Annotated in this window: 18 protein-coding genes; 3 read left to right on the top strand and 15 right to left on the bottom strand. The window is 58.6% G+C overall.

Translation table 11 applies throughout. The features are described 5' to 3' along the window. Positions 1-8: 8 nt before the first annotated feature. Both HWE01_RS06630 and HWE01_RS06625 read left to right on the top strand, forming a co-directional pair. Positions 9-1,295 carry a dihydroorotase gene (locus tag HWE01_RS06630; protein WP_008334863.1) on the top strand — a complete coding sequence of 429 codons (1,287 nt, stop codon included), beginning with the start codon at positions 9-11 and terminating at the stop codon, positions 1,293-1,295. A 115-nt stretch (positions 1,296-1,410) separates the two neighbouring features. Beyond that, positions 1,411-2,211 (top strand): lysophospholipid acyltransferase family protein, encoded by an 801-nt coding sequence (locus HWE01_RS06625; RefSeq protein ID WP_175342848.1) that lies wholly within the window; start codon positions 1,411-1,413, stop codon positions 2,209-2,211. Here HWE01_RS06625 and HWE01_RS06620 read toward each other — a convergent pair. Then, a complete protein-coding gene (locus HWE01_RS06620; protein ID WP_241821387.1) occupies positions 2,141-2,965 on the bottom strand; it encodes a symmetrical bis(5'-nucleosyl)-tetraphosphatase in 825 nt (274 codons plus the stop codon). The two genes, HWE01_RS06625 and HWE01_RS06620, sit on opposite strands and share 71 nt — an antisense overlap. A gap of 82 nt (positions 2,966-3,047) precedes the next feature. On the opposite strand from HWE01_RS06620, the gene HWE01_RS06615 reads away from it, so the two are divergent. After that, positions 3,048-3,941, top strand: a complete 894-nt coding sequence (locus HWE01_RS06615) for a glycosyltransferase family 2 protein (RefSeq protein ID WP_241821386.1) — start codon at positions 3,048-3,050, stop codon at positions 3,939-3,941. Here the strand turns inward: HWE01_RS06615 and HWE01_RS06610 are convergent. The 14 genes from HWE01_RS06610 to HWE01_RS06545 all read right to left on the bottom strand — a co-directional run bounded on the left by HWE01_RS06610 (position 3,920) and on the right by HWE01_RS06545 (position 18,372). Next, positions 3,920-5,104: a glycosyltransferase gene (locus HWE01_RS06610; protein WP_241821385.1), complete on the bottom strand. Its 1,185-nt coding sequence runs from the start codon at positions 5,102-5,104 to the stop codon at positions 3,920-3,922. The two genes, HWE01_RS06615 and HWE01_RS06610, sit on opposite strands and share 22 nt — an antisense overlap. 11 nt (positions 5,105-5,115) lie before the next feature. Further along, positions 5,116-6,018, bottom strand: coding sequence for an alpha-1,2-fucosyltransferase (locus tag HWE01_RS06605; protein WP_241821384.1), 903 nt, complete (start codon positions 6,016-6,018; stop codon positions 5,116-5,118). After that, positions 6,008-7,222 (bottom strand): glycosyltransferase family 4 protein, encoded by a 1,215-nt coding sequence (locus HWE01_RS06600; protein WP_299532970.1) that lies wholly within the window; start codon positions 7,220-7,222, stop codon positions 6,008-6,010. Before HWE01_RS06600 ends, HWE01_RS06605 begins: the two co-directional genes overlap by 11 nt. Before the next feature lie 104 nt (positions 7,223-7,326). Next, complete coding sequence (locus tag HWE01_RS06595) at positions 7,327-8,394, bottom strand: glycosyltransferase family 2 protein (RefSeq protein ID WP_241821382.1); 1,068 nt, start codon at positions 8,392-8,394, stop codon at positions 7,327-7,329. Beyond that, complete coding sequence (locus tag HWE01_RS06590) at positions 8,391-9,269, bottom strand: glycosyltransferase family 2 protein (RefSeq protein ID WP_241821381.1); 879 nt, start codon at positions 9,267-9,269, stop codon at positions 8,391-8,393. The genes HWE01_RS06595 and HWE01_RS06590 overlap by 4 nt, the downstream gene beginning before the upstream one ends. Further along, positions 9,266-9,916 (bottom strand): class I SAM-dependent methyltransferase, encoded by a 651-nt coding sequence (locus HWE01_RS06585; RefSeq protein WP_241821380.1) that lies wholly within the window; start codon positions 9,914-9,916, stop codon positions 9,266-9,268. Before HWE01_RS06585 ends, HWE01_RS06590 begins: the two co-directional genes overlap by 4 nt. An 11-nt stretch (positions 9,917-9,927) precedes the next feature. Beyond that, a complete protein-coding gene (locus tag HWE01_RS06580; RefSeq protein WP_241821379.1) occupies positions 9,928-10,929 on the bottom strand; it encodes a hypothetical protein in 1,002 nt (333 codons plus the stop codon). Continuing rightward, entirely contained in the window at positions 10,926-11,915 is a 990-nt protein-coding gene (locus HWE01_RS06575) for a glycosyltransferase family 2 protein (RefSeq protein ID WP_241821378.1), read from the bottom strand. Before HWE01_RS06575 ends, HWE01_RS06580 begins: the two co-directional genes overlap by 4 nt. Next, on the bottom strand, positions 11,905-13,044 hold the full coding sequence (locus HWE01_RS06570; protein WP_241821377.1) for a glycosyltransferase family 10 domain-containing protein: 1,140 nt from the start codon (positions 13,042-13,044) through the stop codon (positions 11,905-11,907). The genes HWE01_RS06575 and HWE01_RS06570 overlap by 11 nt, the downstream gene beginning before the upstream one ends. After that, positions 13,041-13,721: an FkbM family methyltransferase gene (locus HWE01_RS06565; RefSeq protein ID WP_241821376.1), complete on the bottom strand. Its 681-nt coding sequence runs from the start codon at positions 13,719-13,721 to the stop codon at positions 13,041-13,043. Before HWE01_RS06565 ends, HWE01_RS06570 begins: the two co-directional genes overlap by 4 nt. 203 nt (positions 13,722-13,924) lie before the next feature. Beyond that, positions 13,925-14,944 (bottom strand): acyltransferase family protein, encoded by a 1,020-nt coding sequence (locus HWE01_RS06560; RefSeq protein ID WP_241821375.1) that lies wholly within the window; start codon positions 14,942-14,944, stop codon positions 13,925-13,927. Between the two features lie 12 nt (positions 14,945-14,956). Next, on the bottom strand, positions 14,957-16,189 hold the full coding sequence (locus tag HWE01_RS06555) for a glycosyltransferase family 4 protein (RefSeq protein WP_241821374.1): 1,233 nt from the start codon (positions 16,187-16,189) through the stop codon (positions 14,957-14,959). 23 nt (positions 16,190-16,212) lie between these two features. Further along, complete coding sequence (locus tag HWE01_RS06550) at positions 16,213-17,496, bottom strand: ABC transporter ATP-binding protein (protein WP_241821373.1); 1,284 nt, start codon at positions 17,494-17,496, stop codon at positions 16,213-16,215. A gap of 15 nt (positions 17,497-17,511) precedes the next feature. Continuing rightward, a complete protein-coding gene (locus HWE01_RS06545; protein WP_241821372.1) occupies positions 17,512-18,372 on the bottom strand; it encodes an ABC transporter permease in 861 nt (286 codons plus the stop codon). Positions 18,373-18,376: the final 4 nt, after the last annotated feature.

Genomic DNA, 18,376 nt, shown 5'->3' with positions numbered 1-18,376 from the left:
AAGAACTGATGAAACTGCATATCAAGAACGGCCGCCTGATCGACCCGGCCAACGGCATCGATGCCCAGCAGGATGTGTATGTGGCCGCCGGCAAGATCGTCGGTGTGGGCCAGGCCCCGGCCGACTTCGTGGCCAACAAGACCATCGACGCCACCGGCCTGATCGTGGCCCCCGGCCTGGTGGACCTGTCGGCGCGCCTGCGCGAGCCCGGCTACGAGTACAAGGCCACGCTGGAGTCCGAGATGCAGGCCGCCATCCAGGGCGGCGTGACCAGCCTGGTCTGTCCGCCCGATACCGATCCGGTGCTGGACGAACCCGGCCTGGTGGAAATGCTCAAGCACCGCGCCCGTTCGCTGAACCAGGCCCACGTCTATCCGCTGGGCGCGCTCACCGCCGGCCTGAAAGGAAAGGCGCTGACCGAAATGGCCGAGCTGACCGACGCCGGCTGCATCGGCTTCTCGCAAGCCGAAGAGCCCATCACCGATACCACGGTGCTGCTCTCGGCGCTGCAGTATGCCAAGACCTTCAACTACACCGTCTGGCTGCGTCCGCAGGACCCGCACCTGGGGCGCTCGGGTATCGCCCACAGCGGTCCGGCCGCCTCGCGCCTGGGCTTGTCGGGGGTGCCGGTGATGTCGGAAACGATTGCGCTCTACACCCTCTTTGAACTGATGCGCGCCACCGGCGCCCGTGTCCACCTCTGCCGCATGTCCTCGGCGGCGGGGCTGGAGCTGGTGCGCCAGGCCAAGAGCGAAGGACTGCCGGTGACCTGCGACGTGGGCGTACACCATATCCATCTGTGCGACCTCGACATCGGCTTCTTCGATTCCAACGCTCGCATGACGCCGCCACTGCGCTCGCAGCGCGACCGTGAAGCGATTCGTACCGCCTTGCTGGATGGCACCATCGATGCCGTCTGCTCCGACCACACCCCGGTCGATGACGACGAGAAGCTGCTGCCCTTCGGCGAAGCCTCGCCGGGCGCCACTGGCCTGGAGCTGCTGCTGTCGCTGTCGCTGAAGTGGGCGTTGGAGACAGAAGGCGAGGGCAAGGAAGTGCTGTCCAAGGCCATCTCCAAGGTCACCCACCGCGCCGCCAAGGTGGCGGGCCTGAAGGCCGGCAATCTGGCCGTGGGCAGCGTGGCCGACCTCTGCCTGTTCGATCCGAACATCCTGTGGAAGGTACAGGGTTCGGCCCTGGCCAGCCAGGGCAAGCACACTCCGTTCCTGGGCTACGAGTTGCCTGGCGTGGTCAAGGCGACCATCGTGTCGGGGCACATTGCCTTCGAGCGTTGATATTGTGACGTTTGATTTTCACTTGATCGATGCTTGTCTTCGGGCAAGTGCGTTCTTGATTTTCGATTAAGCGGTTTTTTCGTCGACCTCGACCTGATCACGATCCGACTACGCCATGTTCGTTTTTCGTCTGCTGCGCCTGATCGCACATCTCTTCAAGGGCATGGCGGTGTGCGCCTTCCTGTTCCCGTTCACTTCCGAGAAGGGCCGGGAGGCGCATATCCGGCGCTGGTCACGCAAGCTGTTGCGCATCTGCGGTATCGAGGTGCGTATCGACAGCCCGTTGCCTATCCCGCGTTCGCTGCTGGTATCCAATCACGTGAGCTGGCTCGATATCTTCGTGGTCAATTCGCTGCAGCCTTGTCGCTTCGTGGCCAAGTCGGAAATTCGCGGCTGGCCGCTCATCGGCTGGCTGTGCGCCAAGACCGGGACCATCTTCATCTCGCGCGGCAAGGCCAGCGATGTGCGGCGCATTTTCAAAGGTCTGGTCGAGAGTATCGAAAAGGATGAACACGTGGCCTTCTTTCCTGAAGGCACGACGGCAGCACAAGGGACGCTCTTGCCCTTCCACGCGAACCTGTTCGAGGCTGCCATCGATGCGAGAGCACCGGTGCAGCCGTACGCGCTGCGTTATGTGGATGCCGGGGGCAAGCTGCATGGTGCGGCTGACTTCATCGGCGAGATGTCCATTGCCGAGAGCATCGTCACCATCCTCAAGGCGCGCGGCATGAGGGCCGAACTGAAGCAATTGCCGCTCATCAGCACCGAGGGTGCGCATCGGCGCGACCTTGCGCGCACGGCACGCGAAGTCATTGCCACGGGTTTGGGCTATTCTCTGGAGTCGCTCAGCCCGGTCGGCGTGCCTGCGGGCACGGCACCTGGAACAGCGCCCGATCCTCAAGTCGCACCGCACTGAGTTGTCCGCCCCAGACGCAGCCTGTATCGAGAGCGATCAGGTTGGGGCGCATCAGTAGTCCCAACGTGGACCAGTGCCCGAAGACCACGGTCACGTCCTCGGTACGTCGTCCCGGCACCTCGAACCAGGGCATCAAGCCGTCCGGCGCTGCTGCCGCACCTTCCTTCACCGAAAAATCCATGGTCCCGTCCGCCTGGCAGAAGCGCAGGCGGGTGAAGGCATTGATGATGCAGCGCAGGCGGTCGTGGCCGACGAGCTCATCGGACCAGCGCTCGGGCTGGTTGCCGTACATGTGACGCAGGAAGACCATCCACTGGTCGCTGCGCAGCATGGTTTCCACTTCGTTGGCCAGGGCCAGGGCCTGGTGCAGATCCCATTGCGGCAGCACGCCGGCGTGGACGATCAGGTGGCCCTGTTGGTGGATGGCCAGGGGCCGGTGGCGCAGCCAGTCGATGAGCTCTTGGCGGTCGGGGGCATTGAGGATGTCATCCAGGGTATCGTCGCGATGTGCGGGTCGGATGCCGCAGGCCACGGCCAGCAGGTGCAGGTCGTGATTGCCCAGAACAGCCCGGGCGCGCTCGCCCATCTGCATCACGGTGCGCAGGGTTTGCAGGGATTGGGGGCCGCGGTTGATGAGGTCGCCGGCGAAGATCGTATGCGTGTCCGGGGAATCGGTCTGCGATTGAAGCTGGAGATAGGGCAACAGGCATCCTTGAAGATCGCCTACGACAATCGTGTGAGATGAGGGGGGCATCGAAATCCTCGGGCAATATTGCATGGGTGATTTAGAATTATACTTTCGCCATAACTACACTAGGACTGCTCAGGCAATCGGAATGACCGTATCCCCCTTACTGCCTTTAGTGACGATTGGCTTACCCGTCTACAACGCGCAGCGAACGATCGCCGAGGCAATCTCCTCCATTCTCGGGCAGACCTATCAGAACTGGGAATTGCTGGTCATGGATGATGGTTCGACCGATGACAGCGCGCGTATCGTGACCAGCTTCACTGATACGCGCATCCGCTGGATCAGTGACGGCCAGAACCGCGGCATTTCCCATCGGCTCAATCAGGCGCTTGATCTCGCAGGTGGCGAGTTCTTCTGCCGGATGGACGCCGACGATATGAGCTTTCCGCAACGTCTGCAAGTCCAGGTAAGTGCGCTGCAGGCCGATGCACAGGTCGACCTGGTGGCCTCGTCGGTGATGACCTTCACTTCCGAGCTCGATATCACGGGCGTCATCGAAGTGGCCAGTCAACATGAGCTCATCTGTGCCCGGCCTTGGAACGGTTTTCATTTTCCGCACCCCTCATGGATGGGAAAGACTTCCTGGTTCAGGAAGTTTCGCTATGTCAGCCAGGCCGACGGTGCAGAGGACCAGCACCTGCTTTATCGCGCGTACGCTCAAAGTTGCTTTCGCGGAATTGCTGAGGTGCTCCTGGCCTATCGCGACGACCGAATCTCTTTCCGCAAGCTGCTGTCGCGGCGCATGCGTTTCTGGAAAGTGTTTCTGATCGAAGCTTGCCGCCAAAGGCGATATCGCGATGCCCTCATCGTCAGCTTGCGCCAACCGGCCAAGATGGTGGCCGACTTCCTGTTCATGTTCGGCGGGATGCGCGCCGCCCGCAATCGTCTGGCCCCTGCCGGGGAACACCAGCTTGCGGCATGGCATGCACTGCTTGAACGCGTCCGATCTCGACCGGCTCAGGAGCCGATGAGCAACTGATGGAAGAAGCTGCGGTAGCGCCACAGCACCTCATTCTGCTCAAAATGTTTCAACACGTACTGGCGGGCATTGGCGCCCATCTCGGCCCGGGCTGATTCATCCTTGCCGAGGCACACGAGAGCTTCGGCAAGGCGATCGCGGTTAGCGGCCGTAAAGAGCAGGCCGGTGACCTGATTGATCAGGGCACCACGGATTCCGTAAATATCGCTGCCGATACTTGGCAGGCCCGATGCAGCGGCTTCCAGCAGGGATACCGGGAAACCTTCGCGGTAGCTGGGCAGACAGAAGATATCCGCAGCATTGAAGCAGGCAGCGGGTTGTTCGGTGAACCCGATCAACGTATGCCGTCTTTCGTGCACATCATCCAAAATGTCGATGATGCGTTCAGTCATGCCGTTTTCGTCCGGTCCGACCATCAGCAGCCACAAGCTCGGGCAGGTCTTCCTTGCAGCCCGGAACGCATGTGCAAGATCTTCGATGCCCTTGTCCGGATTCAGGCGTCCGAGAAAAAGAACGACAACGGCGTCCTCAGGTATGCCCCAGTTGTGGCGCATCTGATGTCGAGACGCAGGATCAGGATGGAATTTGCGGGTGTCCACGCCGGCGATGGAACCTCGCCCCAGAGGCGCAGCCTGCCCCTCCGGCAGAACGCCTTGTTGGCAGAGGAACTCGCGCTCTGAATGGCCAACGGTCAGCAGGTGAGTGGCCAGCCGTACGATGATCCTGTCCATTGATTTGAGGATGAATCGCCCCAATCCCCTTTTGTTGGCCCATACCTCACCCTGAAAGATGAACAGTCGCTTGGGAATTCCAGCTGCCCATCCCGCACACATCGCCAACAGACCAGCCTTGGGACCGGCGCCCCAGATGAGGTCGAATTTCTCCCTGCGCAGCAGGGCGAAGAGTGCCATCAGACTGCTCAAGTCCTTGCGCAACACGATGCGGCGCTGCAGTCCAATGGAGATCACTCGGGCTGGCAGGTCCAACGGTGGGGTTTGCGGATCGTTCTGCAGGTTGGTAACGATGGTGATTTCTGCAAACTCGCTCAAGAGACGGATGTGTTCTTTGAGAAAGAAGTGGATCATCAGCGGCGTAGCACAGACGATGCAGAGCCGACGAGGCGGGGGCGGCAGCTTGCTTGAGTTCATATCCTTGCGGTGCATGACGATTCCATTTACACGCGCAGCCAGTCTTGCGGGATCAGATCGGTGGTGTCCAATTTGTCATCGGCAAACCATTTGCGAGGGGCCACGACGATTTTTGACTGCGCATCCGATAACCATGCTCCCCACCAGCTCAACGAACTGTTGGCGATGACGAAGCGCTTGCAGGCGGCCATCAGCCAGAGATCCTGATGCGCATCGTCCGGGCCGTTGACGTCTACTACCGTCATGGGGATATCCAGTTTCAGATTGGCGCGAACCCATTGGGGATCGTCCGAAAACAGGAAGGCATGTGGCGCTGCAAGCCCCTGCCTGACATGCGCCAGGCCGGTTTGATAGTAGCTCATGTCGCAAAGGCCATGCGTGGAAGCGGCCTGCTGGTTGGTGACGTAGTCGCCGCGACGCACGTGCAGGCAGATCGCATCGGCGTTGCGGATCTGTTCATGGAGCAGGGAAGTCGCTTCATTCATCTGGCGTGGCTTGCCCAGCATTGCCGTGAGCTCCGGTCGGATGCGATCGAAATACAAGGGCGATTGCCAATAGCCAAAGAGGTAGAGCGGCGGAGTTGCACTCAGAACACCGGGGTCGAAGCGAAAGCTCTTTTCGTTCAAGGTGGTCACGCCTGGTGCACTGATGCCCAGATGGCGCTTGAGCTTGCGCATGACGCGATAGAGCAGAAAGCGTGCAGGTGAGCCCTCCGGCGTTGGGGTGCGGTAGGTCGGGAAGTCCACACCAAACGGCTCCAGCGCGTATTTCCGTATGGTCGTGTTGGGCAGATGCGGCGCCATGTCGAACCAGGTAAGGTCCAGTGTCAGCGGGAGACGGTGCTGGCGAGCCACTGACAGACCGGTGGCAAATTGGAAGAGCTGATTGCCCAGACCGCCGTGAAGGGCGACGGAAACGTTATTTTTCATGGGTTGAATCTGTGGAGGAGTGAAGACCGGTCAGTCTGGCAAACAATGCTTCGTATTCCCTGGAAATGGTTTCCCAGTTGTAGCGTTCAAGCCAGGCCTTCTTGCCGTTGGCAGCCAATACGGCCAGCCGATCCGGGTCAGCTGCCAGTCGTGCGATGCACTGGGCCAGTTCAGCGGTGTCAGCCCGGGTAAAACCCTGCGCATCGACGGTTGCCGGACAGAGTTCTCCCGCCTGGGTCCACTCGACGATTTCACGCGCGTTGCCAACCGGGACGGTCAGGAACGGCAAACCTGCCGCACAGGCTTCGAACAGCACCAGGGGCGAGTATTCGATGATCGAGGCGAAGACAAAGAGGTCCGACGCGAGGAAGGTCTCGATCAATTCCTTGCGCGGAAGGTTGGTTCTGATGATGCGCTTTCCCGCAGCAGGTTTTCCATTGACTTCCTTGATCACCCGGTCCAGCCGGTCAAAGTAGCCTGGGCGCAGACCGATGGCATGCAGCAGGCGTCCCGCGACAAAGCGAGCGGTGTGCAGCACCCCGCGGCTTTTCAGCTGACTCACCAGCTTGCGAACGTTTGAAATCATGTTGTCCCCAGTGGGGGGCATCTCGTTCCCGTTGAGAATGAGCGTTGCCTTGCGCGGCAGGACCGCCCTGGAGAAAGCCTCGGCAACTTCCAGATGGCCTTTGGCCCCATTGAGCGAACCGACCGTCAGCAAGACCAGTTCGTCGGGCGCCAGGCCCAGCGACCGGCGGGCGTCAGCGCCGGGTGAAGCGGAAAACTCGGTATCGTCGGCCGCGTTGGGAATGAAAATGGAGTTGTCCAGTTGGTGCTGCTGTGCAAAGTGGTGATCGCGGTAGTCATAGGCGTGATAGACCAACGCGTCGAAACAGCGCAGCAACGCGGGCAGGCGTGCGAAGTATCTGGCATAGCCAGGATCGTGCAGGCCGGAGTAGCCACAAGGCACCAGCACCTTGCGTGCCTTGACCCGGGGCAGTTCGTCGAGGATGGCGTCGAGCGTCCACTGCTGTGCGGCGTAGATGAAGATGAGATCGAACTCTCCCTCCAGCATGAACTGGCGGTAGGACTGTACGTCGCCCGCCAGACCGTTGGCCCAGTTGCCGCTGATATTGAACGAGCGAATCTTGACGCCCTCGTGAACGTCGGAGGTGCGGTTGGCAAGAAAGGAGGTGGCGACGGTCACATCATGTCCCCACCGGGCCAGTCGGCCAGCGAGTTGCCGTACGACTTCCTGCGCTCCCCCGACACTGGGATAGAAAAACTCACAGCACAATAGGATTTTCACTGTCAGATTCCCCTTCTGGGCATTTTCATTTTTTTAATCAGGTCCCAAGCCTGACGTCCATAGGAGCGGACGACAATAGCTGCAAATCGCCATGCCCGTACAGTCCATGACAAACCTGCATGCGGGTTCGATATATACAGCCTTCCCACCGCCACGCCGCGACGGCGGGCACGGTAGCAGCTACGGAACCATAACTGTTCCACACATTCCCGCAGGGCTTGGTCGTTCATGTACGGGTGCCGTGCATGAGCAGCCAACAATGCCGCGAATGCTTCCGAGAGCATCTTTAGCTCATGCAGCGAAGAGGGTGCCATTTCCGCCAGTTCCTGACGAAAGGGAAGGCCGGCTTCTTGCAGGCGGGCCTCGACGAAATCTATGCGTGAGCGCGTCTGGATGCTGGTGCCTGTGTAGCTGGTGCCGGCCTTGTTGATACGGTAGTCCAGAAGGACCTCGGGCAGGTTGGCCACGCGCGAAACGCCGGCGATCTGCCACCACAATGCCCAGTCTTCCACGTATTTGAAATGCTCCGAATAGCGAAGGCCGTGTTCCTTCAGCACGGCATGGCTGAACATGACGGTCGAATGAGCGAAAGCATTTTCGAACAGCATCAGTGCGCGGATGGCATCGTGCGTGACCGGGTAACGATGAACGTACTTGCGCCGCACTTCACCAAAACCGAGGATCCAGCTTCCGACCAGACCGACGTCGGGATGCTCTTGCAGGAAAGCCAGCTGCTTTTCCAGTCGCTCAGGACGACTGATATCGTCCGCATCCATGCGCGCGATGTATTGTCCACGGGCATGGCTGAGACCATGATTGAGCGCATCGACGATACCGCGATTGCTGTCATGCCGGATGACGCGCAAGCGCGGGTCATCACATTGCGCCAGGAGGCTCGCGGTACCGTCGCTGGAGGCGTCATCGATGACGATGAGTTCGAAGTCGCCCATGGTTTGTTCCAGTATGCTTCGGATAGCTGGTTGCAGATAGCGCTCGCCGTTATAGACCGGCATGATGACGCTGACGATAGGCGGGTGGCTCACGCTGATATCTGTTTTGGTTTGCTTCATGTGTCCTGCCCGTTGTTGCGCAGCAGAGTGCGTTTGAGAGTCCCCAGTCTTGCGCGCATGCGCCACCACTGGCGCATGGTGGCATTCCGGATGGCCAGCAATACGCACAGCGGGAGCACCCGGATCAGGCGCCGCGGCGCGTATCCGGCCAGCCAGCCGAAGTAGTCGCGGTAGATGCGCAATTTGACCAGGATCTCATTGCGCGAGTGAGCTCGCACACTGGTTGCGGGATCGTCGGTGTAGCTGGCCAGTGCCGTGCCATGAAATGCCAGCGGCGTCAGGCTGGCTACTCTGAGCCAGTAGGCATAGTCCTCTCCGACCTTCAAGCCGGTCTGTACAGGAAATTTACCGATTCTCTCCAGCAGGGAATGATGCAGCAGGACCGTGCTGGTAATCACCTGATTATCCTGCACCAATTGTTCCAACGTCAGCACGGTATCGGCGGTACGTCCTTCCAGCAGCAGTCCGTCTTGCAGTTGGTCGGCTTGTCTGGATCGCCGCAGGGCATTGCCGCACGAGGCAAGCAGGGTCCCGCCGGAACGCTGCAGACGCTGCAGCTGCATGGTGAGTTTGTCTGGCAGCCAGCAGTCGTCGCTATCCATGAACGCGATCCATTCGCCTCGAGCATGGTCGAGGCCGCGATTGCGCGGGGCGGCGGGGAGCCCGGCACGCGGGCCGGCAATCCAGCGCACACGCGTATCGCCCATCGCCGCCACTACTTCCTGCGAGCTGTCCGAGGAGCCATCATCGCAGACCAGTACTTCCAGTTGTCCGTGGCTTTGCGCAAGTGCGGAACGAATCGCCTCTGGCAGCTCCTGTGCGCGATTCCAGGTCGGAATGATCACACTGACCAGACCGGACTCGATCTTCTTCAATCCGTCGCCCATCCGTTGCGGACCTGCTGATGAAAACCTTCCAGCCAGATATCGAGCATGCGCAGTTCCCCCGGCGTGTCGTCGACCAGGAAGGACGACAGGAAGCGGCGGCCAGCACTCGTGACGTCTTCACCCGGGTTCAGGTGGCGGACTTTCCTGCCAAGTACATGCAGATTGTCGGTGCCGCGCCAGTGTTGGCGTTTGACCTGAATCACCTCCAGGCCAAGAGCACTGTACATGTGGCGCAACAGTGACTCGTCATAGCCTTCATAGTGGGCAGCCCATCCTGCCTCGTGTGATCCGAACAGGTGCCGCTCGGCCACCGCCCGTGCACTGAGGCTGGCAAACGGGTTGGCAAAGACGCGCGCCATGCGGCCAAGGTCGGGTACCTCGACATGGACGATGCCGCCCAGTTTCAGCCAGCTGTTCCAGCAAGCCACCATGCCGGTGATTTGTGGACGCCGGAAATGTTCGAACACATGATGCAGTCGTACTTCCTCAATCGAATTGGCCGGGAAGCGCAGACTGGTGATGTCGGCCAGCCGGTCCGCGATGGATTTTTCCTGGACGGTATGTTCCGACGGCGGGAAGTCGATATTGACATAGCCATCGAGATAGTTCTGGCCACAGCCCAAATGTAATTTCATGGTCGACCTTGTCAGTCAAATAGGAGACTTGTCAGCCGCTCGGCACTGGTCTTGTCTGTCATGTGTTGTGAGACCCAGTGGCGAGGAGCGTAGTGTAATTCGCCATTTTCCCAGCGTTTGAGGAGTATTGCCAGTGCGTCGAGCGCGCTGAACGCATGGCCGCAATCAGCACTCAGGTAAGGAGCTGATGACGCGGGGTAGCGCCGCCCGTTGGGCGCGGACCAGTAGCCGGGATCGAACACCCAGGTCGGGCGATCGCAGGACCAGGCCTCCTGGAGTGCAATACCCTGTGATTCGGAAGCGCTGACAAAGATGCACAAGCTTGCTCGCGCCAGGTGTTGACGGAACTGGCTCGCATCGTACTGACCATAATCTACGCGTATGACGGTGGCGCCATGGCTGACCAGGAGATCGTGCAAGCAAGTCAGTTCATCCTCGGTCATGCCGCTCTTGACGTAAAGCAATACGACAGGTGCTGGCATGGCAGGGCCAGGCGGGGGGGCGCACCACTGTGTGACATCGACGCCGGCCGCCCAGACAGCGATGCGTCCTTCCAGCGCGGGTGTCTCGGCGAGATAGACCTGCTTGACCCATTCCGATGGCACCAGACAAAGATCGATCTCCGGGCTGGCCATCAGAGCATCCATTTCGCTTGGCAAGACGACTATGTTGGGGCCGGCCACCAGGCGCTTGATCTTGCCGTCCCGCTTGAGCAGGATAGCCTGCCGCAATGCCTCTTCATTGGCAAGGACCAGACAATGCTCGGCGATGCAGTGCTGCATCAGCGGGTTGTAATTGTGCTGCCAGCCCAGCTCGGTCAGGCCATGCAGCAGGCTGCGAGTAACGGCCACATGCCCGCCAATGCTACGCCCTCGCATGCCGGCGATCCATTTGCGCAGTCGCCGCGGAAGGGCGCGGTTGAAGTTGCTGGCATAGCCGCGTGCGTTGAAGAACGGCGTCGGCTCCGTCAATATGCTCAGAGGCGAGCGGGATTGTCGTGACCGGGTCATCATCGCTTTCTCCAGCGGCGGGACCAGCGGGCAAGATCATGGAACAAGCTGGACAGGCCTTGCCCCAGGCATTGCCACCGACTGATCAGCTTGCCGGAGATCAGCGAGAAACGTGAGCAGGCACCCTGCTCCCGCAGGAACTCCTGGTACGCCGCCAAGGTGGGAAAGCGGGCGCGATCAGTCTGTCCCAGGCGCTTGAATTCATCGGCGATCGCCCGATAGTTGTGCCTCAGGAAACAGCGACCGGTAGCCTCCAACGGGCTTTCGCCCAGATAAGACCTGTAGCAGTTGTGCAGGGCTGCCAGCTCAGGCGCAAAGGGACCGCTATCGGAACTTGTGCTGTCTTGCTGGTCATGTATTCGATAACGGACCAGCGGACTGAGGAACACGTGGCACGACGATGAGCCGCATGCAGACAGCAGGAAGGGGCGGTCGGCAATCTTGCCGAAGCGGTTGCCCTCCCACTGCATTGTCTTGAAGATGTCGGTGCGGTAGAGGGCCGATCCAAAGTGAAGGGGGGCGCCCGCGTAGCAAAGTGCGGCCAGTTCGCTGGCGTTGCGGCAAAGCACGCCGCGCGGCGCAGCAGCGGGCCACTCGGTTTCGTCGGGTGCGGTCTCGAAGCTCATAGCGCTCAGGACCATGCCTGCTCCGGGCTGCGTGTTGATGGCATCCAGTGCATGGCGTAGATAGTCGGGGTGCAGGAGATCGTCGTCATGGAACACCAGGGTCCAGTGCCGGCGAGCGTGCTGCTGGGCCCGCGCAAGATTGCCGGCCCAACCAAGATTGCTGCTGGCGCACACATAGGCTACGCCCTCCGCAGCGAATGCCTGGACCGTTTCCCGGGTATCGTCCACACTGGCATTATCCAGCACCGTGATGCTCGCCCCCCGGGCAGTTTGCGCCAGAAGGCTGCGCAAGGTCGCCGGCAGCATCGAAGACCGGTTGTAGGTCAGGACGAAAATATCGATGTCGCTGGCCTCAAATGCCATGAGCGTGCTCCACTGCCAGACCTTCCACCCACTGGGCGAATCCTTCGTAACTGTGTAATCGTCCCTCCTCGCTGTCGAGGAAGCGTTGGCCTGCCTCGATCATGGGCTGGGCATCCTTGCTGGAGAGGCTCTTGAGCATGTCCGGGAGTTGCGCCATCGATTGCAGCTTGCGTGCATCGATGAAAGCAGCCGATGGAATGACATGGCTGATATCAGGCGCCCCCAGATAGATCGGAATCGTGCGTGCCACCATGGCCTCGATGATCTTTTCGGTGACATAACCGGGCGAGGCGATGTTCTCGAAACAGAGTGCGAAGCGGTAGGCGGATTGCGCGCCGAGCTTGTCATCGATCTTCCCCCAATAAGGCAGCTTCAATCCCGCCAGCCTGGTCTGCCATTGTTGGGGCAGAACCGACAGGCGATCCCAGCCAGAGCCATACAGGGCCAGCCGGTCGGCGCGCGTGAGCGCTACGATGGCTTCGAGACGGATGTCGTGCAATTGCTGGCGCAGCGCATACTCACGGGAGGGCGAGCGTTTGATGGCACGTGTCTGCCGGTACCATTGCAGGAAGCTGCGTGGCCTTGTCCACGGCGGAATGACGGCCTTGTCTTCATGACTCCAGTATTTATTGGCGGCGACCAGGATCACTTCGTCTTTTCGGGCTTGCCAGTCATCGGCGTGGATGCGCTGGTGCTGCCAGTAGCAGGGGAAGCGCAACGGCCAGCCTGTGCTGGAGCCTGCTGAGTGACTTCCCCTAGCTTCAGGATCCGGCACCATGTGATGCGGAAATGGGGCGGCCAGAGTACGCCAATGGTCGAAGAACAGGCTTGCATAAAGCGGCGACTCCATACAGGTCAGCAAGAGCGGGCGCGCGCCTGCTGCCCGCAGCCGGGTGCCCCAGGCGGAGTCCAGTTCTTGTATCACCATGACATCGTCGGCACGCCAGTAGCCACATTGCACATGTGACAGCGCGACATCGCCCGAGGCGACTTCCCAGCCGCGTTTTGCGGCCAAATCACACAGCGCGCTCACCCATCCCGCACCTGGAAAGCGTGCGGCCCATCGCTTGTCGGCCAGGCGATTGCCACCGAATTCAGCAATGTCGTTGCAGACTGCGAGTTTCATCATGCGCCGTTTTTGCGCGCGGCATAGATCTTGTTGGTGCCATTGCTGAAAACGTCGAGATATCCAATTCCCGACATGAACGTTTCTATTTCAGCCTCTGCGCGATTGACTTCCAGCATGACGAAGCGCGGACGGTACCGTTGCCAGTCATTGCTGGAAAGTACCTGCATTTCAAAGCCTTCGACGTCCACCGACATGAAGTCGATGGGACGATCTTTGGCGTGGGCTTCAATCATGTCAGCCATCCTGATGACTTCGACGTCGATTGTCTGGGCCAACTTGAAGCCATCCTTGACGGCGATGTCAGCCACCTTCCGGTCAAATGTCGAGAGCGTATCCGGATCGATCACGTAAAACGGCAAGACGGCCGGTTCAGGGCCGACGCCGACATTGAGATTGATATCACGCGGGCGGCAGGCAGAAATGTCGCGAAACTTGACCGGGTTGGGTTCCACATTGATACCCGTCCAGCCGCGACGATAGAAGCGCAAGGTGTTGCTGAACTTGTTGGGATCATTGGCGCCGATGTCAATGTAGAAACCGTGACCCGGATTTCCCATCAGCCGGTCGAGAATGATGTCTTCGCCATATTGCCCGTGAATGTCCAGAACATCTCGATAATACTGGTCCGTCAGGGTCTTCTTGAGGCGCTTGAAGTTCGAGTGTAAGAAGTGTCGCATGTGCTTTTCAATGTAATGTTATGCGGCATTTGCAAGCAAATATTGAGGGTGCTCGCCCGTCAGGAAGACTGCTTGTTGCCACTTGGCAAGGTAATTCGCGCAATAGGGAGAATATTACCTTCATGCCGGGTCCATAGCGATCATTCCTTGACGGAGCTTACCCCTACGTTTGCTCATCCGGTTGCGGTCAATGGAATGGAACATCATGGCGTCAACAATGCAGGAGCTGCTTTTCGGATGATGACAGTGATGACAGTGGCAGCCAAGGAAACGACCAGTCCCGTCACCACGAACAGAGGCAGCATGTCCTGGCTATGCGTCAGTGCCGACATGATCCGCGCGATTCCGGGAGCAAGGAGGTCAAAACAGAGCTGGTGGAAAATGAAAATACCGAAAGCATATTTGCGGCCCCATTCTGAAACCATGGCGATGTAACGCCCTTCTGGCTGGATCTGATCACTCAACCCCATGAAGAGCATCAACAGTGACAGGAAGAGGAGTATGTTGCCGGTCCCATTCCAGAACTGGTTTTGTGCGAGTAAAAGGTTGGCACAGCCCCACACCAGAATGAATCCCATGATCACCGAGCAGCTCGACAGCGTCTTGAGGTTGATGCTGCGGTATTGGGCGAGACAGGGGCGTATCAGAACCAGGTAACCTAGTGCAGCGCAGACCCCGAACAGGCCCAGCGGGTTAAGGAAGAGACCGCCCAGTCTGATCCAGCCCATGAACAACGAAAGCGATGCAAAGGATGCGAGGGCGATCATGAGCCATGGGCGAACAGTTACCACTATGGCCAGCAGGTAAATCACGATCAGGTCTGACAGGTAGTATCCTGGCGTATTGCCTACATTGCGTAGAGTGTCAAAGATCAAGCTGGCGGAGCATTCCGTACCGGAATTTTCAAGGCATCGGATTGCCAGCGAGCCGGGGTTGCGACGGTGAAAAAACTCATACAACAAGGTGTAGAAAATCACGAGGATTCCGAGGCGGACTATTCGCTCCCATCGGCGGCTGAAGTCTTTACCTGTAAAGGCGAACCTGGCGGATATGCCGTAAAAAAATGGCATGGACCATCCGAGGAAGACTAGCTTGAGGCCGTCTACCCATTGGATGTGCTCATGCAGATTCCAATAAAACGGATTGTGATACCACACCACACAGTACGCTCCAATCAAGCGCATGGTGTCGATAATATTGGCGGGGCGACGGCTTGCTGACATGGCGCTGGACGATCAGAGAAAGCGCCTCAGGACTGGGAAGCGCGCAACGATGCGCTTGAGCAGAGGCGTGCTTTCAATGAAGTAGTCGATGGCAACCTTGTTGAATCGCGAAAAGCGACGCTGCCGATAAGCCGCAGCCTTTTCTATAAATACCTTTTCAAAGTGAGCCGCGACAGGGGCGACGGCATACCTTTCATGAGCGATTTGCCGCGCTTTGTCGCCAAGATCTTTGCGTCGCGTCTCGTTGTTGACCAGTTCGGTGATGGCGCCGGCATATTCATCAACCGTGCGAGTGACGATGCCGGAACCGGCCATGGTACCTACTTGACCATCCGCCTTGCCTTCGATCAGCATGGTGATTGAAGGCAAGGCGTGCATCATTGCTTCCTGGATGACCGTGCCATGCGCCTCGCCGGCACCGCCAGAGTGAGCAAAAATATCGAGGGTATGGAGGAAGCTGGAGACAGCTTCATAATTCTTCGCGATAGGAAGAAAAACCACCTCGACCCCGAGCTCTTCGGCGAGTTTGCGGTACTTCGGGGAGCCACCGACGATCATGAAGCAAGTCGGCTTGTCGAGATGCGGCAATGCTTTCGCGAAGGCACGCAAGGCATGCTCGCCGTAAATATGGTCGTCCTGTCTCTGATGAAACCCGAGCACCACTGTCCGGGGATCAATGCCGAGCTCCTTGCGCAGGTCGCTGACCTCTGCCGGAGCGGGTACGGCGGGATAGATGATGTCGGCCTCGACGGGAAGAGATGCCTTCTTCCAGGTGTCATGAGCCCAGTGGCTGATTGCCGCAGAATAGATGAGATTGGGTGACCGGTCGGCACATCCGAAGATGTTCCATTCGATGACCGGTTCGCGCAAGAGGATAAAAGGATATTCCGGATACCCACCTCGGCTGGCGAAAACCAGATCCGTTTTTACTTTGTTGTACTCATCAAAAAAGGTCGTATTGATCCATGGCTGATATCGGTGAGAGATATCTCGTGTCTGCGTCTGGAATTCGATCACATTGATCCCGTGGCTGCGCATGAGTTCGATATTGCTGTAATCGAGCTCCGGCCAGACAAAGTCGGAATGCAGATCTGGATTGGGTTTGCACCAGAAATAATTGATCGCGAAGCGTTCGGGATCCAGCGCGCATGCCAGGCGGATGGTCTGTCGATGAGCTCCACCATAGGAGAGCCCACCATACATGATCATGGAGATATGGATGCGCTGATCGGATGATTTTTTCACGAGAGGGCGTCTTTCAGATTGCGTCAATACCAATGCTGCGAGATGCGGAAGGGGCCCGCGCTTTCCAGTACATATTCAAATCCCGTTTCTGCATGAGGTTGCGGGAGCACTTCGAAGATCACCGCACGCTCGATGTAATCCCATGCCTCCTGTCCCCACACCCGCAACATCAGGGTCATGTGATATTCGCCTGCGGCCAGTGGCAAGCTGTCTATCCGGCAGTGAATCTGACGGTCGTCGACTGCATAGACCTTGGCATCCAACGCATAGCTGGAGCCATAGGCAAGGGCTTCGCCACGATAGGAAAAGAGGCGCCACTCCAGATTGAATCCTCCCTGCGGCGGCTCTCCCTCCAGATCGACGCTCAGTACGATGCGATCCATGGATTCGATACGCGAGGTGACCTCGCCTTTGCCGTTGTAGAGCATCGCTTTGGCAATGCGCACCGGATACTTGCTGTTGCCATTGTCAAATTCGAAGATGCCGTCCTTGCGTTCATCATCCTTGTTGATATCGCTGTAGGTCTTGACCGCTGTCTCAACGTCCCCGTCATAGATCACACGTCCCTTCTCCAGGACCACGCCGCGTGTACAGAGATTGCGGATGGCGCCCATATCATGGCTGACGAAGAGAATGGTCCGGGAATGGTCGCGGGAGATGCCCTGCATCTTGCCGATGCACTTCTTGCGGAAGGATGTGTCGCCTACGGCCAGGACTTCATCGACGATCAGGATCTCCGGTTCAAGATGGGCGGCGATCGAAAAGGCGAGCCGAACCGTCATGCCGGAAGAGTAGCGCTTCACTGGTGTATCAATGAACTTCTCAAGCTCGGAAAAGGCGACGATTTCGTCAAATTTTCCGTCGATTTCTTCCTTGGTCATCCCGAGGATGGTCCCATTCAGGTAGACATTTTCTCTGCCTGTCAATTCGGCGTGGAAACCGGTGCCGACCTCCAGCAAACTGGCAATTCGCCCATTGATGCGGATCTCGCCGCTGCTTGGCGCACTGATGCGGGAGAGCAGCTTGAGCAGCGTGGATTTTCCCGCGCCATTGCGACCGATCACACCGATGATGTCGCCTTTGTTGATGGTGAGCGAAATTTCGTCGAGTGCCTTGAATCGTTGATTCAGATTCCGTTTTCCTGAAGCGGCTTCTTCAAAGACCAGGGCATTCGGATCTGGTCGGCCACGAAGCTTTGCCCACCAGCTTTGCAAGTCGCGGTACAGCGTGCCGTGACCAATGGTGCCCAAGCGATATTCCTTGGAAATGCGATCAATCTCGATAGCGATCTGTGATTTGTCGGTCATACGTATTGCCTTGGTTTAGATCGTGTCGACGAACGTCTTTTCTGCATTGCTGAACAGCTTGGCACCGGTGACGGCAAGCAGGCTGGTAATGACCAGGCCGGCCACGATGGCCGGAATGAAGATCTGGCCGTTGCCGAGGAATGCGAAGCGGAAGATTTCAATCGGCGCCGACATGGGGTTCAATGCCAGCGCCCATTTGAGTCGCTCAGGGGCCTGCGACATCGGATACACAATCGGAGTCGCATACATCCAAAGCTGTACACCGAAAGTGACCATGAAGGCCAGGTCACGGTATTTGGTGGTCAGGGCCGATACCGTCAGACCGATCGAGATCGCCAGTGTCGCCACGTAGGCCAGCAGCAATGGTACGGCCAGAATCGCCCACCAATGGAAATGGATGGTAGCGCCTGTGGCGGCGTAATAGGCGAGGAATCCGAGAAAGGTGACGAACTGGATGCCGAAGGAAAACACCTTGCTGATGACAATGGACACCGGAACGGACAGCCGCGGAAAGTAGACCTTGGAGAAGACGGCCTGTTGCTCCACGAAGATCGTCGAGGTCTTTTCGATGCAGGAGGACAGATAGGTCCACAGGATGATGCCTGACATGTAGAACAGGAATGGCGGGATCCCATCGGTCGGAATATTGGCAATGCGTCCGAAAATCACCGTGAAGACCAGGGTCGTCATCAGCGGCTGGATGAAGAACCACAGCGGACCCAGTATGGTCTGCTTGTAGAACGTTACGAAATCGCGGCGTACGAAGAGATAGATCAGATCACGCGCCTTCCAAAGCTCGCGCATGCGCGATATGGAACGATTCGCGTTGGCATCGATGACGGTAGTCCAGCGGTTGTCGGTATGAGGAGTATTCATCTGT

Source organism: Herbaspirillum sp. C7C8 (assembly GCF_022627875.1).
Taxonomy (GTDB): Bacteria; Pseudomonadota; Gammaproteobacteria; order Burkholderiales; family Burkholderiaceae_D; genus Herbaspirillum.
The sequence above is the reverse complement of the archived record's forward strand: the minus strand, read 5'-3'. Positions and strand labels throughout refer to the sequence as shown.

What these genes read in the sequence shown, in the direction of transcription:
- HWE01_RS06625 (WP_175342848.1), top strand. Translation starts at nt 1,411, where the DNA reads ATGTTCGTTTTTCGTCTGCTGCGCCTGATCGCACATCTCTTCAAGGGC.
- HWE01_RS06560 (WP_241821375.1), bottom strand. Translation starts at nt 14,944, where the DNA reads ATGTCAGCAAGCCGTCGCCCCGCCAATATTATCGACACCATGCGCTTG.
- HWE01_RS06575 (WP_241821378.1), bottom strand. Translation starts at nt 11,915, where the DNA reads ATGGCATTTGAGGCCAGCGACATCGATATTTTCGTCCTGACCTACAAC.
- HWE01_RS06545 (WP_241821372.1), bottom strand. Translation starts at nt 18,372, where the DNA reads ATGAATACTCCTCATACCGACAACCGCTGGACTACCGTCATCGATGCC.
- HWE01_RS06615 (WP_241821386.1), top strand. Translation starts at nt 3,048, where the DNA reads ATGACCGTATCCCCCTTACTGCCTTTAGTGACGATTGGCTTACCCGTC.
- HWE01_RS06570 (WP_241821377.1), bottom strand. Translation starts at nt 13,044, where the DNA reads ATGATGAAACTCGCAGTCTGCAACGACATTGCTGAATTCGGTGGCAAT.
- HWE01_RS06585 (WP_241821380.1), bottom strand. Translation starts at nt 9,916, where the DNA reads ATGAAATTACATTTGGGCTGTGGCCAGAACTATCTCGATGGCTATGTC.
- HWE01_RS06565 (WP_241821376.1), bottom strand. Translation starts at nt 13,721, where the DNA reads ATGCGACACTTCTTACACTCGAACTTCAAGCGCCTCAAGAAGACCCTG.
- HWE01_RS06605 (WP_241821384.1), bottom strand. Translation starts at nt 6,018, where the DNA reads ATGAAAAATAACGTTTCCGTCGCCCTTCACGGCGGTCTGGGCAATCAG.
- HWE01_RS06630 (WP_008334863.1), top strand. Translation starts at nt 9, where the DNA reads ATGAAACTGCATATCAAGAACGGCCGCCTGATCGACCCGGCCAACGGC.
- HWE01_RS06610 (WP_241821385.1), bottom strand. Translation starts at nt 5,104, where the DNA reads ATGCACCGCAAGGATATGAACTCAAGCAAGCTGCCGCCCCCGCCTCGT.
- HWE01_RS06550 (WP_241821373.1), bottom strand. Translation starts at nt 17,496, where the DNA reads ATGACCGACAAATCACAGATCGCTATCGAGATTGATCGCATTTCCAAG.
- HWE01_RS06580 (WP_241821379.1), bottom strand. Translation starts at nt 10,929, where the DNA reads ATGATGACCCGGTCACGACAATCCCGCTCGCCTCTGAGCATATTGACG.
- HWE01_RS06595 (WP_241821382.1), bottom strand. Translation starts at nt 8,394, where the DNA reads ATGAAGCAAACCAAAACAGATATCAGCGTGAGCCACCCGCCTATCGTC.
- HWE01_RS06620 (WP_241821387.1), bottom strand. Translation starts at nt 2,965, where the DNA reads ATGCCCCCCTCATCTCACACGATTGTCGTAGGCGATCTTCAAGGATGC.